Here is a 20,054-nt window from a genome sequence, read left to right as displayed (position 1 = left end):
ACCGGGGGAGACGTACATGAGCAACCGCACCCTCATCCGAGGCGGGCTCGTCATCACCGCGTCCGACGAGCTCCACGCCGACGTGCTGATCGAGGACGGCCGGGTCGCCGCCCTCGCGGCACACGGCACGGCCGCCGCCGGGACGTGGACGGCCGACCGGACGATCGACGCGAGCGGGAAGTACGTCATCCCCGGCGGGGTCGACGCCCACACCCACATGGAGCTGCCCTTCGGCGGCACCGCCGCCTCCGACACCTTCGAGACCGGCACCCGGGCCGCCGCCTGGGGCGGTACCACCACCATCGTGGACTTCGCCGTCCAGACACCGGGGCACGCCCTGCGCGAGGGCCTCGACACCTGGTACGACAAGGCCGACGGCAAATGCGCCGTCGACTACGCCTTCCACATGATCCTCTCGGACGTCAACGAGCGGACCCTGAAGGAGATGGACCACCTGGTGGGGGAGGGGGTCACCTCCTTCAAGCTGTTCATGGCGTACCCCGGGGTCTTCTACAGCGACGACGGGCAGATCCTGCGCGCGATGCAGCGGGCCTCGGGCAACGGCGGGCTGATCATGATGCACGCCGAGAACGGCATCGCGATCGACGTGCTCGTCGAACAGGCCCTGGCCCGCGGGGAGACCGACCCGCGCCACCACGGCGAGGTCCGCAAGGTCCTCCTCGAAGCCGAGGCCACCCACCGCGCCATCCAGCTCGCCCGGGTCGCGGGCTCCCCCCTCTACGTCGTGCACGTCTCGGCGGAGGAGGCCGTCGCGGAGCTGGCGGCGGCCCGGGACAAGGGCCTTCCCGTCTTCGGCGAGACCTGTCCGCAGTACCTCTTCCTGTCCACCGACAACCTCGAAGAACCCGACTTCCAGGGCGCCAAGTACGTCTGCTCCACCCCGCTGCGTCCCCGCGAGCACCAGGCGGCGCTGTGGCGGGGCCTGCGCACCAACGACCTCCAGGTGGTCTCCACCGACCACTGCCCCTTCTGCTTCCGGGGCCAAAAGGAACTGGGCCGGGGCGACTTCTCCAAGATTCCCAACGGCCTCCCCGGTGTGGAGAACCGCATGGACCTCCTCCACCAGGCGGTCCTGGACGGGCACATCAGCCGCCGGCGCTGGATCGAGATCGCGTGCGCGACCCCGGCCCGGATGTTCGGCCTCTACCCGCAGAAGGGCACGATCGCGCCGGGTTCCGACGCCGACATCGTCCTCTACGATCCGCACGCCGAGCAGGTCATCTCCGCCGAGACGCACCACATGAACGTGGACTACTCGGCGTACGAGGGCAAGCGGATCACCGGACGCGTCGACACGGTCCTCTCGCGCGGCGAACTCGTCATCGACCGCCGGGAGTTCACCGGCCGGGCCGGCCACGGAGCCTTCATCCCCCGCTCCACCTGTCAGTACCTGTAAGCCGCAAGCCCGCACGCAGCAGCAAGGAGCCATGCATGGACTTCGGCCTCGTCCTGCAAACAGACCCGCCGGCCTCCCAGGTCGTCAGCCTCATGAAGCGCGCCGAGCGCAACGGTTTCCGCTACGGCTGGACCTTCGACTCCGCCGTGCTGTGGCAGGAGCCGTTCGTCATCTACAGCCAGATCCTGGCGAACACGCAGAGGCTGCACGTGGGGCCGATGGTCACCAACCCGGGCACCCGCACCTGGGAGGTGACCGCCTCCACCTTCGCGACGCTGAACGACATGTTCGGCAACCGCACGGTCTGCGGGATCGGCCGCGGGGACTCGGCGATGCGGGTGGCCGGGCGCGCGCCCAACACGCTCGCCCGGCTCGGCGAGGCCATCGACGTCATCCGGGACCTCGCCGAGGGGCGCGAAGCCGAGGTGGACGGCAAGCCGCTGCGGATTCCGTGGATCCGCGACGGGAAGCTGCCCGTGTGGATGGCGGCGTACGGGCCGAAGGCCCTCGCGCTGGCCGGGCAGAAGGCGGACGGGTTCATCCTGCAGCTCGCCGACCTCTACCTCACCGAGTGGATGATCAAGGCGGTCCGGCAGGCCGCGGTCGAGGCCGGCCGGGATCCGTCCGCGATCACCATCTGTGTGGCGGCCCCGGCGTACGTCACGGCCGACGACTCGGCGCAGGCCCTGGCGCACGCCCGCGACCAGTGCCGCTGGTTCGGCGGCATGGTCGGCAACCACGTCGCCGACCTGGTCTCCCGCTACGGCGAGCACTCCTCGATGGTCCCGGACGAGCTCACCGAGTACGTCAAGTCCCGCCAGGGCTACGACTACAGCCACCACGGCCGCGCCGGAAACCCGTCCACCGACTTCGTCCCCGACGAGATCGTCGACCGCTTCTGCCTCCTGGGCCCCGCCGAAGCCCACATCGCCAAGCTCCGCGCCCTGCGGGACCTGGGCGTCGACCAGTTCGCCGTCTACGACATGCACGACGCACGGGAGTCGACGATCGACGCCTACGGCTCCGAAGTCATCCCGGTGCTCAGCGGCTGAACGCCGCGGCAGCGCCCGTCCAGCGCATGGCGCCGGCCCTGTCCGCGTCGGCGCGGGTGCTGCCCGACCCGTCGCTCGCGGCGTTCTTCCCCTACCCGGGCTGGGCTACCGCTCCGGGCTTCCCCCCTCCGCCGTGTTCACGCCGCCCCTGAGGCGAGTCCTGTCCGGTGGGCGAGGACGACGGCCTGGACGCGGTCGCGGAGGCCGAGTTTGGCGAGGATGCGGGACACGTAGGTCTTGACGGTCTCGGGGGTGATGTACATCGCGGTGGCGATCTCCGTGTTCGAGAGGCCTTCGGCGATGTGCTGGAGCACTTCCAGTTCACGAGGGGTCAGTGCGCGCACGACGTCGTCCATGGCCGGCCGTCCATGGCCGGCCGGGCGCAGGTGTCCGGCGAAGTGGCCGATGAGGTGGCGGGTGACGGCGGGCGCGAGGAGGGCCTCGCCGCGGGCGACGGTGCGGATGGCGTTCACCAGCTCGGCGGGTGGAGCGTCTTTGAGGAGGAAGCCGCTGGCTCCGGCGCGCAGGGCGTCGTAGACGTAGGCGTCGACGTTGAAGGTGGTGACGACCAGGACCTTCGGTGGGACCGGGTCCTTGACGTCGGGACCGGCGAGCTGCCGGGTGGCCTGGATGCCGTCGAGCAGGGGCATGCGGATGTCCATCACGACCACGTCGGGGTTCAGCCGGCGCGAGGCCGCGACGGCCTCGTGCCCGTTCGAGGCTTCGCCGACGACTTCCATGTCGGGTTGCGAGGAGAAGATCGTGACGTAGCCGGTGCGGACGAGGGCCTGGTCGTCGCAGACGAGGACGCGGATCGGGTCGGGAGGGGTGCTCACGGGGTTTCCGCCTGACGGGGCTGGAAGGGGACGACCGCACGGACCTCGAACCCGCCTTCGGGCCGGGGGCCGGCCTCGAAGCGGCCGTCGAGCATCATCACGCGTGCGTGCAGTCCGACCAGCCCGCGTCCGCCCCCCTCGCGATGCGGATTCCCCGCGATCGGCGCGTCGGGGGTGCCGCTGGTCGTCACGGTGATCTCGGTGTGCTCCGCGATGTGCCGCAGCTTGACGTGAGTCCGTTGCCCGGCCGCGTACTTGACCGCGTTGGTCAGTGCTTCCTGCACCACCCGGTACGCAGCGAGCTCGACCTCCAGGCTCTGCGGCCTGCGCTCACCCTGCTCGGCGAACGTGATCGGCTGACCTGATCTGCGGGTCTGCTCGACGAGGTCGCCCACCTGCCCCAGGGCGGGGGAACGGTCGCCCCCGCGCGACAGTTGCGCGGCGGCCGCCTCTCCGGTCGCCTCCAGTACGCCGAGCAGGTACCGCAGGTCGGTCAGGGCCCGGCGGCCGGTGTCGCTCACGTGCGTCAGCGACTCCCCGGCACGCTGGGGTGCGGAGGTGAGCAGGAACTGGGCGGCATCGGCCTGGACCACCATGGCCGTGACGTGGTGGGTGACCACGTCGTGCAGTTCCCGCGCGATCCGGGCCCGCTCGGTGGCCGTGGCCACTTCGGCCGCCAGCCGTCGCCGGTCTGCTTCTTGTGTCCGTTGCTTGCGCACGGTCCTCCCTACCAGCCAGAAAGCGGCCAGGAACAGATAGAAGGCGAGATAGTCCAGGAACGTCTGGGGCGAACCGATGCGGTCCAGCGCGAGGGCCAGCACGGCGAAGCCGCCGCTCAGGGCGAGGACCGCGTCGCGTCGGTGGCGGACCTGGTGCGCGCCGGCGGAGTACAGCGCCAGGTACAGGCCCATGCTGGCGAACGTGGTGGGGAAGCCCAGCATTTGGTGCAGGGCGAACGCGCCCGAGACGACGGCCAGCGTGCCCGCGGGCCATCGGCGGCGGGCGGCCGGTGGCAGGATCTGGGCCAGGACGAGTACCAGGGTCAGCGCGTTCTCCGGCCGGCGAGGCAGGTCGCCGATCTGTGCGCCAATGTGGGAGAAGTTCGGGACGAAGGCCGCAAGCGTGAGTGCCAGGGCTAGGACGGTGTCCTGGATGAAGGCGTCCCGCTGCTTCCACCAGTCGTACGGTGCCCGGAACGGCGGGAGACGCAAGGCCTCCTGAGGCGATATCACGTGTGTCTCCTCCGGTCCGGTCGCACTCAGCGGCCGGTATGGGTGCGGGGCTTGATCCCACCGCTGCGGCGGGCGCGGCGCAGCATCCAGACGGCGATGGCCGCGCCGACCAGGACGGGCACGATCGATGCCTCCAGGCCGAAGCCGCCGCCGGTGAGGAAGGCGGGGCCGTGGGCGTCCAGGGTGAACCAGCCTTCGGGGGTGTGGCCGGAGACCGGGATGCCGAGCAGCTGTTCCGCTGCGTTCCAGGTGAAGTGCACCCCGGCCACGAACCAGATGTTACGACGCCACAGGAACGCGGCTCCGAGCAGGACGCCCGCTTCCACGGCGATCGCCAGGGCGCTCCACAGGGTGGCTTCCGCGGCGCCGAGGTGGGCGACGCCGAAGAACAGCGAGGTGATCACGACGGCGGCCCGGCTGCCCCACAGCTGTTCCAGGGCCTGCAAGGCAAGGCCGCGGAACAGCAGTTCCTCGGTGACCGAGCCGCCGAGCTGCACCATGACGGTGGTCCAGAGGACCGGCACGAAGCCGTGGTCGGCCCAGGAGAAGGAGTAGCCCCCGAACACGGTGAGCAGGAGGACGGGGACGAGGATGAAGCCCAGGCCGATCCCGCCACCGAGCAGTGCTTCCCGGCCGGCTCCGCCGCGGGAGATCTCCGGCACGGGGCGTCCGGCGATGCGGTGCATCACCCACCCGTACACGGCGACCGCCGCGGCCGCGCCCAGGAGCGGTACCGGGCCGGGGCCGGTGGCCGTCAGGCCCGAGACCAGGCCGACACCGACCACGCCCGTCACCAGCCAGCCGATCGGCGAGCGGGCGATTCTGCTCAAGCGCCCACCGCGTTCGTCCGGGCCGGGTCCGGGGCCGGATCCGGTGGTGTGCTGAGTTTCGGACGTCGCGTCCATGGTGGTCTCCCGTCGCAGTGGCACCGTGTGGTGATCCGGGGCCACGGTATGAATCCGCACACCGCCGCGGATCACCCGCGCAGGGACAGGGTGTGTAGCTCTCACGGGGGATGCGCGGACGCGACGGCGAGCACCACGGCCGCCCCGTCCGTCGCCGAACGGACGGGAACGTGGGGTGCATCCCCCGTGAGAGCTACGCGGGTTGTCCACTCACGGGGGATCCTCATTGGTCCAGACCATCTCCTAACGTGGTGGAGGACGGCCCGCCGTGGTGGCGAGGCCCCCTTCCCCCCTCCCGAGGAGTGGCACGTGTCCCAGCAGAGGCTCATCGCCATGTCGGCCGCCGCGGTCACCGTTGCGGCCCTCGCCGCCCTGACCCCGTTCGGCTCCCGCGCCTACGCGGCGGAGTGCGCCACCCCGTATGCCGCCGCCACCGTCTACACCGGCGGCATGTCCGCTTCCTCGGGCGGCCACAACTGGCAGGCCAAGTGGTGGACCCAGGGGGAGACGCCCTCCGCCGGTGGCTCCGGTGTCTGGGCCGACCAAGGCGCCTGCGGGGGAGGCGGTGGCGGGGGCGGCACCACGCCGAGTCCGACCCCGACCACACCTGCGGCCTGCAACCACCCGGTCTGGGCCGCCGGCACCGAGTACGCCACGGGAGCGATCGTCAAGTACGGCCCCAACGGGCAGTACTACATCGCCACCCACGACAACCCCGGCTACGACCCGACCATATCCACGTGGTTCTGGAGCCCCTACGCCTGCACGGGCGAGCCGACGCCCTCCCCGACCCCGACCACCCCCAACCCGGGCGGATTCGTGGTCTCCGAGGCCCAGTTCAACCAGATGTTCCCGAGCCGGAACGCCTTCTACACCTACACCGGCCTGGTCAACGCGCTGTCCGCCTACCCGGCGTTCGCGAACACCGGTTCCGACATGGTGAAGAGGCAGGAAGCGGCCGCGTTCCTCGCGAACGTCCACCACGAGACCGGCGGACTAGTCTACGTGGTGGAGCAGAACACCGCCAACTACCCGCACTACTGCGACACCAGCCAGCCGTACGGCTGCCCGGCCGGCCAGGCCGCGTACTACGGGCGCGGACCCATCCAGCTCAGCTGGAACTTCAACTACAAGGCCGCCGGAGACGCACTCGGCATCAACCTGCTGAACAACCCCGGCCTCGTGCAGACCGACGCGGCAGTCGCCTGGAAGACCGGCCTGTGGTACTGGAACACCCAGAACGGTCCCGGCACCATGACCGCGCACAACGCCATGGTGGGCGGCGCCGGCTTCGGCGAGACCATCCGCAGCATCAACGGCTCCATCGAGTGCAACGGCGGCAACCCCGCACAGGTGCAGAGCCGCATCAACGCCTACCAGAACTTCGCCGCCGTCCTCGGCGTCCCGCCCGGCGACAACCTCTCCTGCTGAAGACACCGACCACCTCGACCGCGGCCCCTTCGCCGAAAGCAGGACGACGCGTGCCTCCTTCCCGATTCCCTTCCCCGCGTGACCGGACGTCCCGGGGCCGCCCACCCGGCGGTCGCGGTCGTACGGCGCCTGGCGCCGTGACCCTGGTCCTGGCGCTCCTGTCCGGTCTGATGGTCACCCTGGGCACGGCCGCTCCCGCCCTTGCCGGGCCCCTGCGGACGACGGGGGTGATCACCTACAACCTGCAGGGAGCGACGGCGGGCAGGGACAGCAAGTGGCACAACACCATCAGGAATTACGCGATAGCCGCCGATGTCGTCATGGTCCAGGAGGCCGGACCCGAACCGCCCGGCACGTTCGTGGAGAACCTCGTCATCGACCCCGCCGCGCCCGGCAGGTCCGGGTACGTCCAGCGCCATGACTGGAACGTCCGGGACGGGCGGGACCCCGTGACCTTCCACATCTATTACCTGCAGACCGACATCACGGGCGGCAGTTACGTCGGAGGGCGCAACAACCTTGCGATCGTGACGAGGCAACTGGCGAACGAAGTGCGCATCATCACCAACAACGATCCCGGTCGCACGGCGCGCAACGCGCTCGGCATCCGTCTGGGCAACGAGTGGTACTACAGCTTTCACGCCCTGTCCGGCTCCGCGGCCGACGCGCCCGCGATGACGCAGGCGATGGCGGACGCGGCAGGGGGCCGGCCGTGGACCATCGGCGCGGACTTCAACACGGAGCCGGGCCGGTTCGCGCAGCCGGCCAACTCCTACCGCTACGCCACCGGCCTGCCCACGCAGCAGAGCGGCCGTGAACTCGACTGGGTCCTGTCCTCGGAGCGGATCGCCGACCATCCGGTGGAGCGCCGTCCCGGGGAGCAGGCCGATCACTACGCGGTCCAGGTCGGGATGATGCGGGCCGCGGCCGAGCCGCCGGACCTGCGGATCCTGCCGCTGGGCGACTCCATCACCTACGGTGCCGGCAGCTCCAACGGAGCCGGATACCGCGGCCCCCTGTGGGAGGACCTGAGGAACCAGACCCACACCCTCACCAGCTTCGTCGGCTCGCAGCACGACGGGGCGGTCCCCGACAACGACCACGAGGGCCATTCGGGCTGGCTCATCGAGAACATCGCCGGCATCACGGACAACGCGATGTCCACCTACAAGCCCAACGTGGTGCTGCTGCACATCGGTACCAACGACATGAACACCAACCGCGACCCGGCCGGCGCACCTCGTCGCCTGGGTGAGCTGATCGACCGGGTGATCAGGGACCAGCCCGACGTGGCCGTCGTGGTCTCCACCCTGGTCCCCGCCCGCGACCCGGTCGTCCAGGGCCGTATCGCCGCCTACAACAACTCCATCCCCGGAGTGGTCGCCGAGCGACAGAACGCCGGCAAGCACGTGTGGATGGTCGACATGGACCCCGTCGAGGTCTCCGACCTGGCGGACCTGCTGCACCCCAATGACAGCGGCTACCGCAAGATGGGCGACATCTTCTACGAAGGCATCCGCTCCCTCGAAGTCGGCGGCTGGGTGAACCCGGCACCGGGAGGCGATCCCGGCGACGGCGGCGGACTGGGTGCGCCGAACTGGTTCGCCAAGGGGATCATCGCCTCCGGGTACGGGGCTTCGATCAACCCCGATCCGCAGCCGGGGGCCGACCCACCGGGCCCGCGCAGTACCTACCACCTGGCCGATCTCAACGGCGACGGTCGTGACGACTACGTCAAGGTCGGCGGTGACTGGCGGATCGCGGCCTGGCTCAATGGCAGCGACAACCCTGCCGGCACCCCGACCTGGAACTACCTGGGCTTGATCGGGCCGCCGATGGCGCCGACGGACATCGTCGAGCTGGCGGACATCAACGGTGACCACCGGGCCGACCTGCTGCAGATCGGCGGAGGCGGGAACGGATACATCGTCGCCTGGCTCAACGGCGGCCCCTCTCCCTCAGGCTGGACGTGGAATCCCGCGGGCCGGATCGCCCCCGGCGTCGGCGCGCCCGGCAGCCTGGTCCGGATGGCCGACATCAACGGCGACAGCCGGGCTGACTACCTCGTCATGGGCAAGGACAACGGCTCGGTCCAGGCCTGGATCAACAACGGGCCCTCCTCGTCCTCGGACTCCGGCTGGGCGTGGGACACGGCCGGCACCATCGCGTCCGGGGTCGGTGTACCCGCCCAGCAGGTCGTCCTCGCCGATGTCACCGGGGACGGCCGCGCCGACTATCTGTCCATGGGACGGGATGACGGTTCGGTGACCCTGTGGGAGAACGGCGGCCCCGCCACCGGCTGGGCCTGGTATGCCCGCGGACGCATCGCCGCCGGCACCGGCGCTCCGTCCGCGCGGGTCATGTTCGGCCGCGTGCACGCCCGTACGGGACCGAACGACAACGCCCGCGCCGACTACATCGTCTTCGACATGATCAGCGGAGCCATGGACATGTGGCTCAACGCGGGCCCGCCTCCCGGCGGCAGCGGCGACTGGAACTGGAACCCGCTCGGCACCATCGCCAACGGCGAGCGCGGCCGGGTCCTGTTCGCGCACATCGACGCCGATGCCCGCGACGACTATGTGTACCTCTCCGCCAACGGCGCCGTGTACACGTGGCTCAACGGCGGACCGGACAGGTACGACTGGCACTACAAGGGCCGGATCGCCCCCGGCGTCGGCGTCCCCGGCCGCGAGGTCACCTTCGCCGATATCGACGGTGACGGGGACGACGACTACCTCACCATCCACCCTGACACCGGCGCCGTCACGTTCTGGGAGAACCAGGGCGCCTCGGCGGCATCCGACAGCGGCTGGGCATGGCAGCCCCGGGGACGCATCGCCTCCGGAGTCGGCGCCCGCGGCGAGAACGTACGCCTCGCCGATGTCGACGGGGACCGCAGGGACGATTACGTGGTCCTCGGAGCCGCCAACGGCTCCATCACCGCCTGGTCCAACGGCGGCTACCGTCCCGGCTCACCCATCGACCCCTGGAACTGGAACCCGATCGGTCAGATCGCCCCCGGCGTCGGCTCACCCGCGAGCCACATCCGGCTCGCCCGGCTCTACACCTATCCCAACGACCCCACCGGCAGCCGCCGGGTCGACTACCTCGACGTCAACGACGACAGCTCCGTGCGCGGCTGGCAGAACGCCGGACCCAGCGGCAGCTCGCCCAGCGGCTGGGCCTGGAACCCCCAGGGCATCGTCGCGGCCGGCGTGCCCGCGGCCACGGGCGGAGCCCGCTCGGCCCCGGGTAGTCACATCCACTTCGCGGACATCAACGGCGACGGCCGCGACGACTACCTCGACATCGACCCCGGCAACGGAGCCGTCTGGGCCTGGACCAACACCAACCCTTCATAACGCCTCAGCCCACCGCCCGCGGCGCTCCCGACCCCACTCGGCCGGGAGCGCCGCGCAACCACGGGGGTATCCCGGGTGGCCCGCGCCGCCGCGGACGACGACCGGCTGCCGGGGGGCCGTAGGGTCCGAGCAGGACACACGTGGACCGTACGGCCGCCGGCCGTGATCGCCCGCCTCCGTCCGGAGCCGGGCACAGCCGTGCGCCAGGCCGTCATCTCACCTTGGCGTCGGTGCAGGAGGTGGTGTCCTGGCCGGGGAGGCGGCCGGTGGTGAGGAAGGTGATGGTGGCCTGGTCGGCGCAGGCGGATCCGGCGTCGTAGACGTAGTGGCCGCCGTTGTCGACGTCGACGAGCGCGGAGTTGAGGGCCTTGTGCATGCCTTCGCCGCCGGCCCGGGGGGTGGCGTGGTCGCGGCGGTTCTGCAGGACCAGGGTGTTGCGGGGGCCCGCGGTCATGGCGACCGGCTTCTCGGCGGGCTTCTCCCAGAAGGCGCAGGGCCAGACGTTGGCGGGCATGCCCGCCGTCAGCGGCCACTGCCCGCGGTCGGCGGCGCTGCGCTCGGCGTACCCGGCGACGTCCTGCGGCCACTCGGCGTCGCCGCAGGTGAGGGCCAGGAACATGGTGGCCTGGTTGTCCGCGGGAATGCCGTCGGCGGCCGGCGGCTCGGTCAGTACCTGCTTGAGGACCGCGGCGTCGGCTTCCGTGGGATTGCCGTCGGCGAGGTCGGCGGCGGCCCTCCAGAACCGTGCGGCCACCGGCAGGGTCTCGTTGTGCAGGAGGAGCGCGTAGGTGACGTTGCGCAGCAGCGCCCCGTCCAGCGGCACTGCTGCGCCCGGGATCGCGGCGGGCGTACGGTCGAGCCTGGCAGCCAGGGTGAGGTAGGTGTCGGTGACCTGGGCGGGGGTGGCGCCCAGCTCGAGGGTGGCGTGCTGCGCGGCGGCCGAGGCGGCGGCGTCGGGGAAGCGCTCGGCCATGCCCCGCCCCCAGCCTTCGGACACCTCGCGGGCCCAGACCTTCGCGGGGTCGATATTGCCTTCCAGGATCATCCGGTCGGTGCGGTCCTGGAAGAGGGAGCGGTAGACGGCGCCGAGGTAGGTGCCGTAGGACTGGCCCCAGTACGAGACCTTCTGCTCGCCGAGCGCTTCCCGGATGCGGTCCATGTCGCGGGCGGTGTTGGCCGTGGTGAAGTGGCGCAGGTCCCTGCCGAGGGTGTCCTTGCACTGGTGGGCGTAGAACTTGGCCAGGGTGACGTTCTTGTCGATGGATCCGTCCGCGGCCGGGTACGGGAAGATCGCCGCGACCGAGGGGGTGGGCAGCTTGCAGCTCTGCGGAGTACTGTGCTCGACCCCGCGGGGGTCGAAGCCGATCAGGTCGTACTGCTCCCGCACCGAGGCCGGAAGGGTCGGCGCCATGGTCTCCGGCATGGACAGCCCGCCCAGCGCCGGGCCTCCGGGGTTGAGCAGCAGGACGCCGTGGCGCCGGGTCTTGTTGGTGGCGGCCAGCTTGGAGATCGCCACCTCGATCTGCGGGCCGCCCGGGTTCTTGTAGTCGAGCGGGACTTCGAGGGTTCCGCACTGCAGTGCGGGGTTGCGGGTCTGACCGGCGGCCGGGGCCGGACAGGCACCCCAGACCATCGCCTTGGCGGCACCCGCGTCGACGGGAGACGGCGCGCCCTCTTTCAGGTCGCTGCCGTCACAGGCGGTCAGCGCGCTGCCGGCCAGGGCGGCGGTGACGACCGCGGCGGCGAGCCGTCGGCCCGAGGCCCGTGCGGCGGGAGAACGGTGGGTGGTGGAACGAGGGGCGGTGGTCATGTTCTGTCCTTGGCTGCTCGACCGGCTGACGCGAACGAGTCAACAAGGAGGGGGCGGTACCGCGCGTCACCCCGGGGAGGGCAAGGCGAGTAGCTCGCTCGGGGGATGTCAGTGGCAGCCCTCGATCATGTCAACGGACGTGTATGGAGAAGGAGTTGTCGACGTACTGTCCGTGTCGTGGCGCTGATGTCCGCAAGTCTCGGGCATGCGGATGTCGATGTCGATGAGGTCGGCTCTAGGCCCGGACCTGCCGAACGGTCATGGGGGCCGCCGCGGCGACCGCGGCGGTGGCTGCTCTTTCGGGGTCCGACCAGGTGAGCACGTGCAGGCCGTCCTGGCCGGCCTTCAGTACGGCCTCGGTGCGGACCCATAGCCGCAGCAGCGCAGGGCCCGGATCGGGCGCTGCGGCCGCCTCGCGGAGGTCTGACTCGGGGAGGAGACGGCTCAGTACCCCCGGGGGCCCGGGGCGGCGCGTCGAGGGCTCGACGTCGATGCCGACGGCCCCCGGGCCGACGGCCGCCGCGACCAGGCCGTCGGCGTGGCTCATGCTGAGGCCGAGTCCCGGTCGGCAGGGCAGGTACGGGCGCCCGTGGCCGGCCCGGCCGCAGCCGGGACAGAGCTGGGCCGGCGCCGATGCGCCCAAGGCCAGGCCGGTGTGGCGGGCGACGCACAGCCGGAGGAGAAGCCGGGCCGCCACCACGTCCCGGCGGCGTTCCGGTATCCGGATGCGGGCGATCCGCTGCTGTTCCCAGGGGGCCAGCAGCGTCTCGTGCAGGCCGGGATGGGCGAGGACCTCCCGGGTGGTCGCCACCACGGCGAGACCCGTGTCCCGGCCGTCGGTCATCGGGGGTGCGGGGTCTTCAGCCGGCGGTGCTCAGGAAGCGTTCCTGAACCCGGCCGAGGGTGCGGAAGTCGTCGATGGTGACCTCCTGGAGGTCGATGGTGCTTCCGGACAGTTCCTCCAGGAGGTCGATGAACTCCAGGAAGTCCATCGAGTCGATGAGCCGTGCCTCGATGAGGTCCTCGTCGGCGTCGATGGGGCCTTCGAGGCCGGGGTTCTTCTCGTGCAGCCATGTCGCTATGCGTTCCATGGGGAGGTCGCTCCTTGCTGTTCTTGCGGATGGCGCGAGGTGACGCGGTACGGGCAGGGGATCGGGGCTCGTGCGGCTCCGCTCAGGGGCGGGTTGCGGTGCGGAGCCGGTCGAGGGCCTGTTCGGGGGTTCCGTGGGCGAGGATCATCGCGTGCACCCAGCGCTCGACGCCGAAGGCGACGCAGGCGCTGTACGCCGGGCCCTCGGAGCCCGCCCGGATGCCGAGCCGCTCGCCGAAGAAGTTGCGGTGGCGGTTCACGGAGGCGATGGCCGTGCCGTCCGGGGCGGAGAACTCGTGCTTGACGGGGTCCAGGGCCATGAGGCGGGCCCGGGAGCCGCCCTTGTCGTAGAAGGGATCGTCGGCCACCGCCCTGGTCAGTTCCAGTCCGAGCAGGTCGGCGGCTTCGAGGATGAACTCGGCTCCGTGGCCGAGGTGTTCGAGGGCGCCCTGCTTGGTCCCGAGGTACAGGACCTCGCGCATGTGGAAGCCCCACAGCCGGCGCAGCCCGTCGTAGTGGGTCTCGTTGCGGAAGCACCGCCCCGTGGCGGAGAGGCGCAGGCCCGCTTCGCCGACGTCCCTGCCCTCCAGGGAGAGCAGCAGTCCGTAACAGGTGGCGGAGGGCAGCAGGTAGCCGGTCGGGCTCAGCGGCAGTTCTCCGGGCGTCTCGCCCGCGGCGAGGGCGTCGAAGGCGTCCGGGGTGAACCGGCCCGCGGAGACGCCGAGATGGGGGAAGTTCCGGAAGAAGTCGAGCCGCGTCAGGCCCTCCGTGGAGAGCAGGGGAGGGCCGACGACCTCGGGTGCGTGGAGCCGTGCGGCCAGCCCGGTGAGCAGCTGGTCCAGGCCGTGCAGGAGTGCGGTGCGTACCGGATCCAGCGTGACCAGGCCCGCACCTGGGCTCTTCAGGCCGCCGTCCGGCAGGGCCGTGGTGGTGCTGGGTGTGCTCATGGAATCCGCTCCCTCTGTGCATGGGCGTGGGCGTCGCGGACAGTCTTCGGATGCCGACCGGACGGCTGGGACGCGTGCGTCACGGTGTCGCCGCGGACCGCGCTGCGGGTGCGGTGGCGAACGGGCCGGTCGGTGTCCCGTGGGCGGGACCGGACTGCGCAAAGGGGACACTAAGCCGTCCGTGCTCCTATTGTCTAGACCAGATTCGGCAGCCATCCGGAGCGCTTCCCCCTCAATCCGTGATCTTTGCTGCAACGCAACTCCGCTGGTTGAGAACCCATTTGGCAGAGGCTATGGTCTAAACCAATCCCGCCGAACGGTGTGGTCCTCCAACCCGCGCCACGGCTCTGTCGTCCGTCGTCCGTACACGCAGTGCCCCATCGGCTCCGCGCCGGGGCCCGCCCCGTGCTGCCCACCGGCCGGGGAAAGAACGCTCGCGGTCCCGCGCCACCCGTGCCCGCTGCCGGGCCGAGCCACCTCCCCCGACTCCCGTTCTGGAGTGACCACATGACGCCTCCCGCCCCCAGCCGACCTCGCCGCCCCCACCTCCACCGGGCGGCATCGGACCTGCCGTACTTCAGCGCGGACGGCGAGTCGTACCTGGCGCAGACGACCCTGCGGGAGATGAAGAAGTCGAGACCGCTGCGGGTCCTGTCCGAGGAGGACTTCGCCCACTGGCAGACCTACGGCTACGTCATCGTCCGCGAGGCGGTCCCGGCGCAGGCCGCGCAACGACTCCTCGACTTCACCTGGGAGTTCCAGGGCCTCGACCCCCACCGGCCGGAGAGCTGGTACGAGGAGCGGCCGATGCGCTCCGAACTGGACCGGCAGCTGCTCGTGTACGGCTTCGTGGAGGCCTACCACCACCAGCTCCTGTGGGACAACCGGCAGGCGCAGCGCGTGTACGACGCCTTCGTCGACGTGTGGGACTGCGAGGAGCTGTGGGTCACCCAGGACCGGCTGAACCTCAACCCGCCCAACGTCAGGAACCGCGACCGCGCCCTCATCGAACCCACGGAGCGCGGTTTCGACATCAACCTCCACTGGGACATCGACACCACCCTCGGGGTGCCCCCGCAGCGGGTGCAGGGGATCATCGCGCTCAACGAGACCAGAGCGGAGTCGGGGGGCTTCCAGTGCTGCCCCGAGCTGTTCCGCCGGTTCGAGGAGTGGAAGGTCGGCCGGCCCGCCGACCGGGATCCGCTGCGTCCCGACGTGGACCGGGCGGAGTACCCCGTGGTGCGGCCCGACCTGCACCCCGGCGACCTGCTGATCTGGAACGGCCTGCTCGCCCACGGGGTGGCGCGCAACGTGTCCGTGGACCAGGTGCGCGCGGTCCAGTACCTGTCGATGATGCCCGCCCTGGAAGAACACGAGCGGCTCAGGCGCTCCCGCGTCGAGTCCTGGCGGCACCTGCGGACCCCGCGATGGAACCGCACCCTGGTCGGTGACCCCGTCCTGCACGAGTCCAAGCGGTACCCGACGGCCGAACTGAACGACCTGGGCAGCCGGCTGCTCGGCCTCACCTCCTGGAAGGACCCGGTCGCAGCCCCGGGCGCGGCGGACACCGTCGGACCGGGGGCCCCGCCGAGCGGCGCGGACGGCAGCGGGGAGGCGGCATGCGCCGTGTCTGTCTGACCCTGCCGACCAACCGGGCCTGCACCGAGACCCTCCTCGCCGTGGCCGAGGAAGCCGCCCACGGGGCCCGCACCTTCGACGTCGAGGTCCACCTCCTGATCCTCGATTCCTCCGATGCCCCGGCGCTCGCCGGGCACCGGGCGGCGGTGGCCGCCCTGCCGCCGGTCCCCGGGGTGGTCGTGCACCACCTCGACGAGGACGAACAGCGCGGCTTCCTGCAGGAGGTGACCTCCCGCTCCGGCGCCGACGCACCGGAGCGGCTGCTCGACCTGATGCTGCCCTCCCGCATCTCCTACGGGGCCTGCACCAACCGCGCCTTCCTCCTCGCCGAGGCCCTGGGATGCACGTCCGTCCACCGCCGGGACTCCGACAGCCGCTACCAGTACCTCGACGGCGAGCCCGTCTTCCCCCTGCACCACGAGCTGACGGCCCTGGGCCGCCCGGCCGCCGAGGTCTCCGGCCTGGTGACCCGCAGCAGGCTCGACCCCGCCTGCGCCCACCGGCCCGTGGCCCTGGTCGGCGGCTCCTTCGTCGGCGAGATGTCCGTCGACGTCGAGGAGATCCGCCGCCTCGACCCGGCCGTGTACGAGGAGGTCATCGGCCTCTCGCTGCCCGCCGGCCTCCCGGAGATCTGGCGCCGGAACCAGATCGCGCAGTCCTTCCGCGGCGCCGGAACCACCTCGTTCACCGGCGACCTCACCACACTGACCAGTGTCTCCCCGACGCACGTCGACATGTGCAACATCGCCCTCGACCGGGAGGTCTACGGCCGGGTCCCGCTGTCACCCGCCACCGACACCATCGGCAGCGACTACGTCCTCACCCACCTGGTCCACGACGCGCGCCTGCCGGGCGTCCTGCACAACCGGCACATCGTCAACTTCCACACCAAGGACCGCCGGACCGACGCCGGTTTCCTCGCCTACCAGATCAGGTTCGCCAAGTTCCTCCTCGCCGGGGGACACCTCCAGAGCGTGTACGCCGCGACGAAGGCGGCCGGAAACGCCCTGCTGGACGCCGACGGCCACCTGCGGGCCGACCTGGTCGCGGGCCTGGTCAGGGACAGCACCCGCGTGGACCCCACGGAGAACGCCGGACGTCTCGACGTCCTCGAACGCTCCTACCGGGCCCTCGGCGGCCGGTACGCCACCGCCGCCGACGCCCTCGCCGGACGCCGAGCCCAACTCCTCGACGAGGCAGTCCGGGACATGGAGGACTTCGCCCTCCTCATCGACTCCTGGGCCGGGTTGACCCGCGCCGCGCGGGCGACGCCCCTCACCGCCGATCCCACCCGTCCGACGGCCGGGAGCATCACCGTCGCGTACGCCGGAGGCGAGGTGCGCCGGGGCCCCCTCACCATGGGACAGGCCAACATGGTCCGCTGCATGCTGAGGGACGAACCCGAGCACATCAACATCCACGACGTGTGGCCGGTCCCCGAAGGCACCGGACCGGACGCGGTGGTCGAGGCCCTGCGCACCCTGGTGGTACGGCACGAGGCCCTGCGCACCACCTTCCCGCACGCCCCCGGGGAAACACCCCGCGAACAAGCCGTCGCGGACCGGGGCACGTTCACGCTCACCCTCCTGGACCACCCGGAACTGCCGGACGACGCCGCCGGATACGCCGACTCGCTGGCCCGCCGGGCGCGCGTCGAACGCTTCCGGCTGGACCGGGACTTCCCCCTCCGCCTGTCCCTGGTGACCCTCCGCGGCGCCCCGGCCTTCGTCACCATGGCCGCCAGCCACGCCCTGACCGACGTCGGCGCCCTCACGGTGCTGCGTCGCGAATGGCTCGCCCTGCTCGCCGGAACGCCGCTCGACCCACCCGCCTCGCTCACCCCGCTCGACCTCGCGGCCCAAGAGGCGAGCCCGGCGGGCCTGCGCACCTCCGCGGCCTCACTGCGTCACTGGGAACGCGTCATCCGCACCGGCCCGCAGGCGATGTTCGCGGAACCCGGCGCCGAAGGCACCGAAGCGCCGATGCCGAGGCTCACCCTGCGCTCACAGCGGGCCGCCCGGGCCCTGGCCCGCGTCTGCGCCCGCACCGGAGCCCTGCCGTCCACCGTGCTGCTGTCCGCCTGGGCCGTGCTCATCGCCCACCGCACGCGGCAGAGCGCGTGCGTCATGGCCGTGCCCACCTCCAACCGCTACCACCCCCGCCTCGCACAGGCGGTGAACACCCTCTCCCAGGACGCCCTGCTCCTCCTCGACGTGCAGGTCCCGACCTTCGACGTGCTGGTCAAGAAGGCATGGGGGGCCGCGCTCAACGCCTACCGGCACAGTCAGTTCGACGCGGTCGCCCTCTGGGAGATGATCGGCGACACCACCTTCGCGCGCGGCAGCCGATTCACCCGCGACGTGGTGTTCAACGACGTCAGCACCCTCCCGGCCGCGCCCTCCCCGCACCCCGCGGAGCCGGGCAACGAACAGGCCGCGCCCGAACTGGAGCTGGCCTGGGGGCCGGAACAGGTCCTGCCGACCCGCGCCCTGGCCTTCGTACGCGCCATCGAACCGGCGGTGCACCTGGACCTGTGGGCCGACCCCGCCCTGCTCGGACCGGCCGGGGCGGAAGCCCTGCTCACCGGCCTCGTACGACTCCTCGAAGAGGCCGCGGACCACGACGTACCGCTCGATTCCCTCACCGAGGTGACCGGCGTCCGGCCGGTCGAACGCGGGCCGGGGTGGCAGCGGATCGACGGCTGCTGGACCTCACCGCAACTGGTGGCGGCCACCTTGAGCAAGGCCCTCGCGGGCCTGCCCGTACACGTCACGGCGGACACCCCCGACGACGGCGCGCCACCCGGAGGGAGCCTCACGGCGTACATCGCCGCCGGCAGCACCCCGCTCACCCCCGAGCAGGCGCACGCCGCACTGATGGACGCACTCCCCGGGCGCCCCGGCGTACTGGCCCCGCACCGGTACGTGATCGTCCAGAACCCGCCCGCGGAGGCGGACCGGAGCAGCGCATGGCTCCGTCAGCACACTCTCACCGAAGGGACCGGCCGGCCTCCGGCGGATACGACATGACGATCGACGAGGCACCCTCGACACCGGAGCACGGCTCCCCGCCCCCCAGCCCGTGGCGGTCGGCCCGCTTCCGGCTGTTCTTCACCGCCCGCAGCACCTCCCTGCTCGGCGACGGCATGCTGATGGTCTCCCTGACCACCGCCGTGCTCGGAGCGGGGTACGGGGCCGGCGGCGTCGGCTACGCGCTCGCCGCATGGATGGCGCCGATCGTCGTGCTCGTCCTGTTCGGCGGGGTCCTCGCCGACCGCTTCACCCCCCAGGTGATGATGGTCGGCGCGGACGTGGTGCGCATGGTGGCCATGCTGACGCTCGCGGTCCTGCTGATCACCACCGACATACGGCTGTGGCACATCATGGCGCTGCTCGCCCTCAGCGGCGCCGCGACCGCCATGTTCCAGCCCGGCCTGGCGAGCCTGGTGCCCCAGGTCGCCGAGGACATCCAGCGGGCCAACGCGCTCCTGCGGGTCTCCGAGGCCATCTGCACCCTGCTCGGCCCCGGCCTCGCCGGCCTGCTCGTCGCCTACTGGGACGTGGCGGGCTCGTTCGTGGTCATCGCGGCCGCCTACGCCCTCAGCGCCCTGGGCCTGGCACCGCTGCGCAAGCTCGGCACCGCCCGGGACGAGGGCAACGATCCGCTGTGGCAGCGGCTGGCGACCGGCTGGCACGAGTTCCGGTCCCGTTCCTGGCTGTGGGGGGTCATCGCCATCTGGGCGGTGTACGGGCTCTTCGTCTTCGGACCGGCCCTCCCGCTGGGCGCGGCCCTGCTGACCGAACAGCACGGAGCGGGCGGATACGGCTGGATCGCCTCCGCCGACGGCGCCGGCACGATCGTCGGCGGCCTGCTCGGCATGCGCGTCAGGCCGCGCCGCCCGCTGGTGGCGGGAGCCTGCGCGATGTTCTTCTTCTCCCTCAACCCGCTCGCCCCCGCGCTGGGCTGGTCCTTCACCATCACCGCCGTGACCGGGGTCGTGGCCGGCTGCGGGTTCGCCTTCTGGGGCGTGATGTGGGCGACGAGCGTGCAGACCCACATCCCCCTGGCCGTCCTCAGCCGCGTCTCGGCCTACGACGTGGCCGGCTCCATCATGGTCATCCCGCTGGGCCGCGCCCTGGCCGGCCCGGCGGCGGACGCCTACGGCGCGGACCGCGTCCTGCTCTTCTCCTCGGTCGTCGGCCTCGTCTGCATCGCCGCGATGCTCTGCGTCCCCGCGATCCGCGCCCTGACCCGCACCCCCGGACACCCCGCCCCGCCCGCCGCATCCACGGTCCCCGCCGTCCCCGCCCAGGGAGGCTGACGGGGACTCC

Annotated in this window: 14 protein-coding genes; 7 read left to right on the top strand and 7 right to left on the bottom strand. The window is 71.5% G+C overall.

Annotated elements, in window-relative coordinates; all coding sequences use genetic code 11:
• Window positions 1-16 precede the first annotated feature (16 nt).
• Together hydA and ACIA8F_RS09665 are read left to right on the top strand one after the other, a co-directional pair.
• Window positions 17-1,417: a dihydropyrimidinase gene (gene hydA, locus ACIA8F_RS09670; RefSeq protein ID WP_399377732.1), complete on the top strand. Its 1,401-nt coding sequence runs from the start codon at window positions 17-19 to the stop codon at window positions 1,415-1,417.
• 35 nt (window positions 1,418-1,452) lie between these two features.
• Complete coding sequence (locus ACIA8F_RS09665) at window positions 1,453-2,469, top strand: TIGR03842 family LLM class F420-dependent oxidoreductase (RefSeq protein ID WP_399377731.1); 1,017 nt, start codon at window positions 1,453-1,455, stop codon at window positions 2,467-2,469.
• A 137-nt stretch (window positions 2,470-2,606) separates the two neighbouring features.
• On the opposite strand, the gene ACIA8F_RS09660 is transcribed toward ACIA8F_RS09665, so the two are convergent.
• Genes ACIA8F_RS09660 through ACIA8F_RS09650 form a run of 3 tightly spaced genes read right to left on the bottom strand, consistent with a single transcriptional unit; the run spans window position 2,607 to window position 5,367 of the window.
• The gene (locus ACIA8F_RS09660; RefSeq protein WP_399377730.1) at window positions 2,607-3,305 is read right to left on the bottom strand and encodes a response regulator; all 699 of its coding nucleotides are present in this window, start codon (window positions 3,303-3,305) and stop codon (window positions 2,607-2,609) included.
• Complete coding sequence (locus ACIA8F_RS09655; protein WP_399377729.1) at window positions 3,302-4,537, bottom strand: histidine kinase; 1,236 nt, start codon at window positions 4,535-4,537, stop codon at window positions 3,302-3,304. Before ACIA8F_RS09655 ends, ACIA8F_RS09660 begins: the two co-directional genes overlap by 4 nt.
• 26 nt (window positions 4,538-4,563) lie before the next feature.
• Entirely contained in the window at window positions 4,564-5,367 is an 804-nt protein-coding gene (locus ACIA8F_RS09650; RefSeq protein WP_399377728.1) for a lysostaphin resistance A-like protein, read from the bottom strand.
• Between the two features lie 384 nt (window positions 5,368-5,751).
• Here ACIA8F_RS09650 and ACIA8F_RS09645 point away from each other — a divergent pair, with 384 nt between their 5' ends.
• Both ACIA8F_RS09645 and ACIA8F_RS09640 read left to right on the top strand, forming a co-directional pair.
• On the top strand, window positions 5,752-6,873 hold the full coding sequence (locus tag ACIA8F_RS09645) for a glycoside hydrolase family 19 protein (RefSeq protein WP_399377727.1): 1,122 nt from the start codon (window positions 5,752-5,754) through the stop codon (window positions 6,871-6,873).
• Window positions 6,874-7,010: 137 nt separating this feature from the next.
• The gene (locus ACIA8F_RS09640) at window positions 7,011-10,238 is read left to right on the top strand and encodes an FG-GAP-like repeat-containing protein (RefSeq protein ID WP_399377726.1); all 3,228 of its coding nucleotides are present in this window, start codon (window positions 7,011-7,013) and stop codon (window positions 10,236-10,238) included.
• A gap of 211 nt (window positions 10,239-10,449) precedes the next feature.
• Here ACIA8F_RS09640 and ACIA8F_RS09635 read toward each other — a convergent pair whose 3' ends face one another.
• From ACIA8F_RS09635 to ACIA8F_RS09620, 4 genes are all read right to left on the bottom strand, one after another.
• The gene (locus ACIA8F_RS09635; protein WP_399377725.1) at window positions 10,450-12,048 is read right to left on the bottom strand and encodes an alpha/beta fold hydrolase; all 1,599 of its coding nucleotides are present in this window, start codon (window positions 12,046-12,048) and stop codon (window positions 10,450-10,452) included.
• Between the two features lie 235 nt (window positions 12,049-12,283).
• Window positions 12,284-12,892, bottom strand: coding sequence for a 4'-phosphopantetheinyl transferase family protein (locus ACIA8F_RS09630; RefSeq protein ID WP_399377724.1), 609 nt, complete (start codon window positions 12,890-12,892; stop codon window positions 12,284-12,286).
• 16 nt (window positions 12,893-12,908) lie between these two features.
• Window positions 12,909-13,139 carry an acyl carrier protein gene (locus ACIA8F_RS09625; RefSeq protein WP_399377723.1) on the bottom strand — a complete coding sequence of 77 codons (231 nt, stop codon included), beginning with the start codon at window positions 13,137-13,139 and terminating at the stop codon, window positions 12,909-12,911.
• A gap of 82 nt (window positions 13,140-13,221) precedes the next feature.
• On the bottom strand, window positions 13,222-14,085 hold the full coding sequence (locus tag ACIA8F_RS09620) for a hypothetical protein (RefSeq protein ID WP_399377722.1): 864 nt from the start codon (window positions 14,083-14,085) through the stop codon (window positions 13,222-13,224).
• Between the two features lie 507 nt (window positions 14,086-14,592).
• Here ACIA8F_RS09620 and ACIA8F_RS09615 point away from each other — a divergent pair.
• From ACIA8F_RS09615 to ACIA8F_RS09605, 3 genes are read left to right on the top strand one after another with little or no spacing between them, the layout of a single operon-like run.
• Window positions 14,593-15,723, top strand: a complete 1,131-nt coding sequence (locus ACIA8F_RS09615) for a phytanoyl-CoA dioxygenase family protein (RefSeq protein ID WP_399377721.1) — start codon at window positions 14,593-14,595, stop codon at window positions 15,721-15,723.
• Window positions 15,705-18,752, top strand: a complete 3,048-nt coding sequence (locus ACIA8F_RS09610) for a DUF6271 family protein (protein WP_399377720.1) — start codon at window positions 15,705-15,707, stop codon at window positions 18,750-18,752. The genes ACIA8F_RS09615 and ACIA8F_RS09610 overlap by 19 nt, the downstream gene beginning before the upstream one ends.
• The gene (locus ACIA8F_RS09605; protein WP_399377719.1) at window positions 18,749-20,044 is read left to right on the top strand and encodes an MFS transporter; all 1,296 of its coding nucleotides are present in this window, start codon (window positions 18,749-18,751) and stop codon (window positions 20,042-20,044) included. Before ACIA8F_RS09610 ends, ACIA8F_RS09605 begins: the two co-directional genes overlap by 4 nt.
• Window positions 20,045-20,054: the final 10 nt, after the last annotated feature.

It is taken from the genome of Streptomyces sp. NPDC051563 (assembly GCF_044454225.1).
Taxonomy (GTDB): Bacteria; Actinomycetota; Actinomycetes; order Streptomycetales; family Streptomycetaceae; genus Streptomyces.
This window is presented reverse-complemented; position numbering and strand designations above follow the sequence as displayed.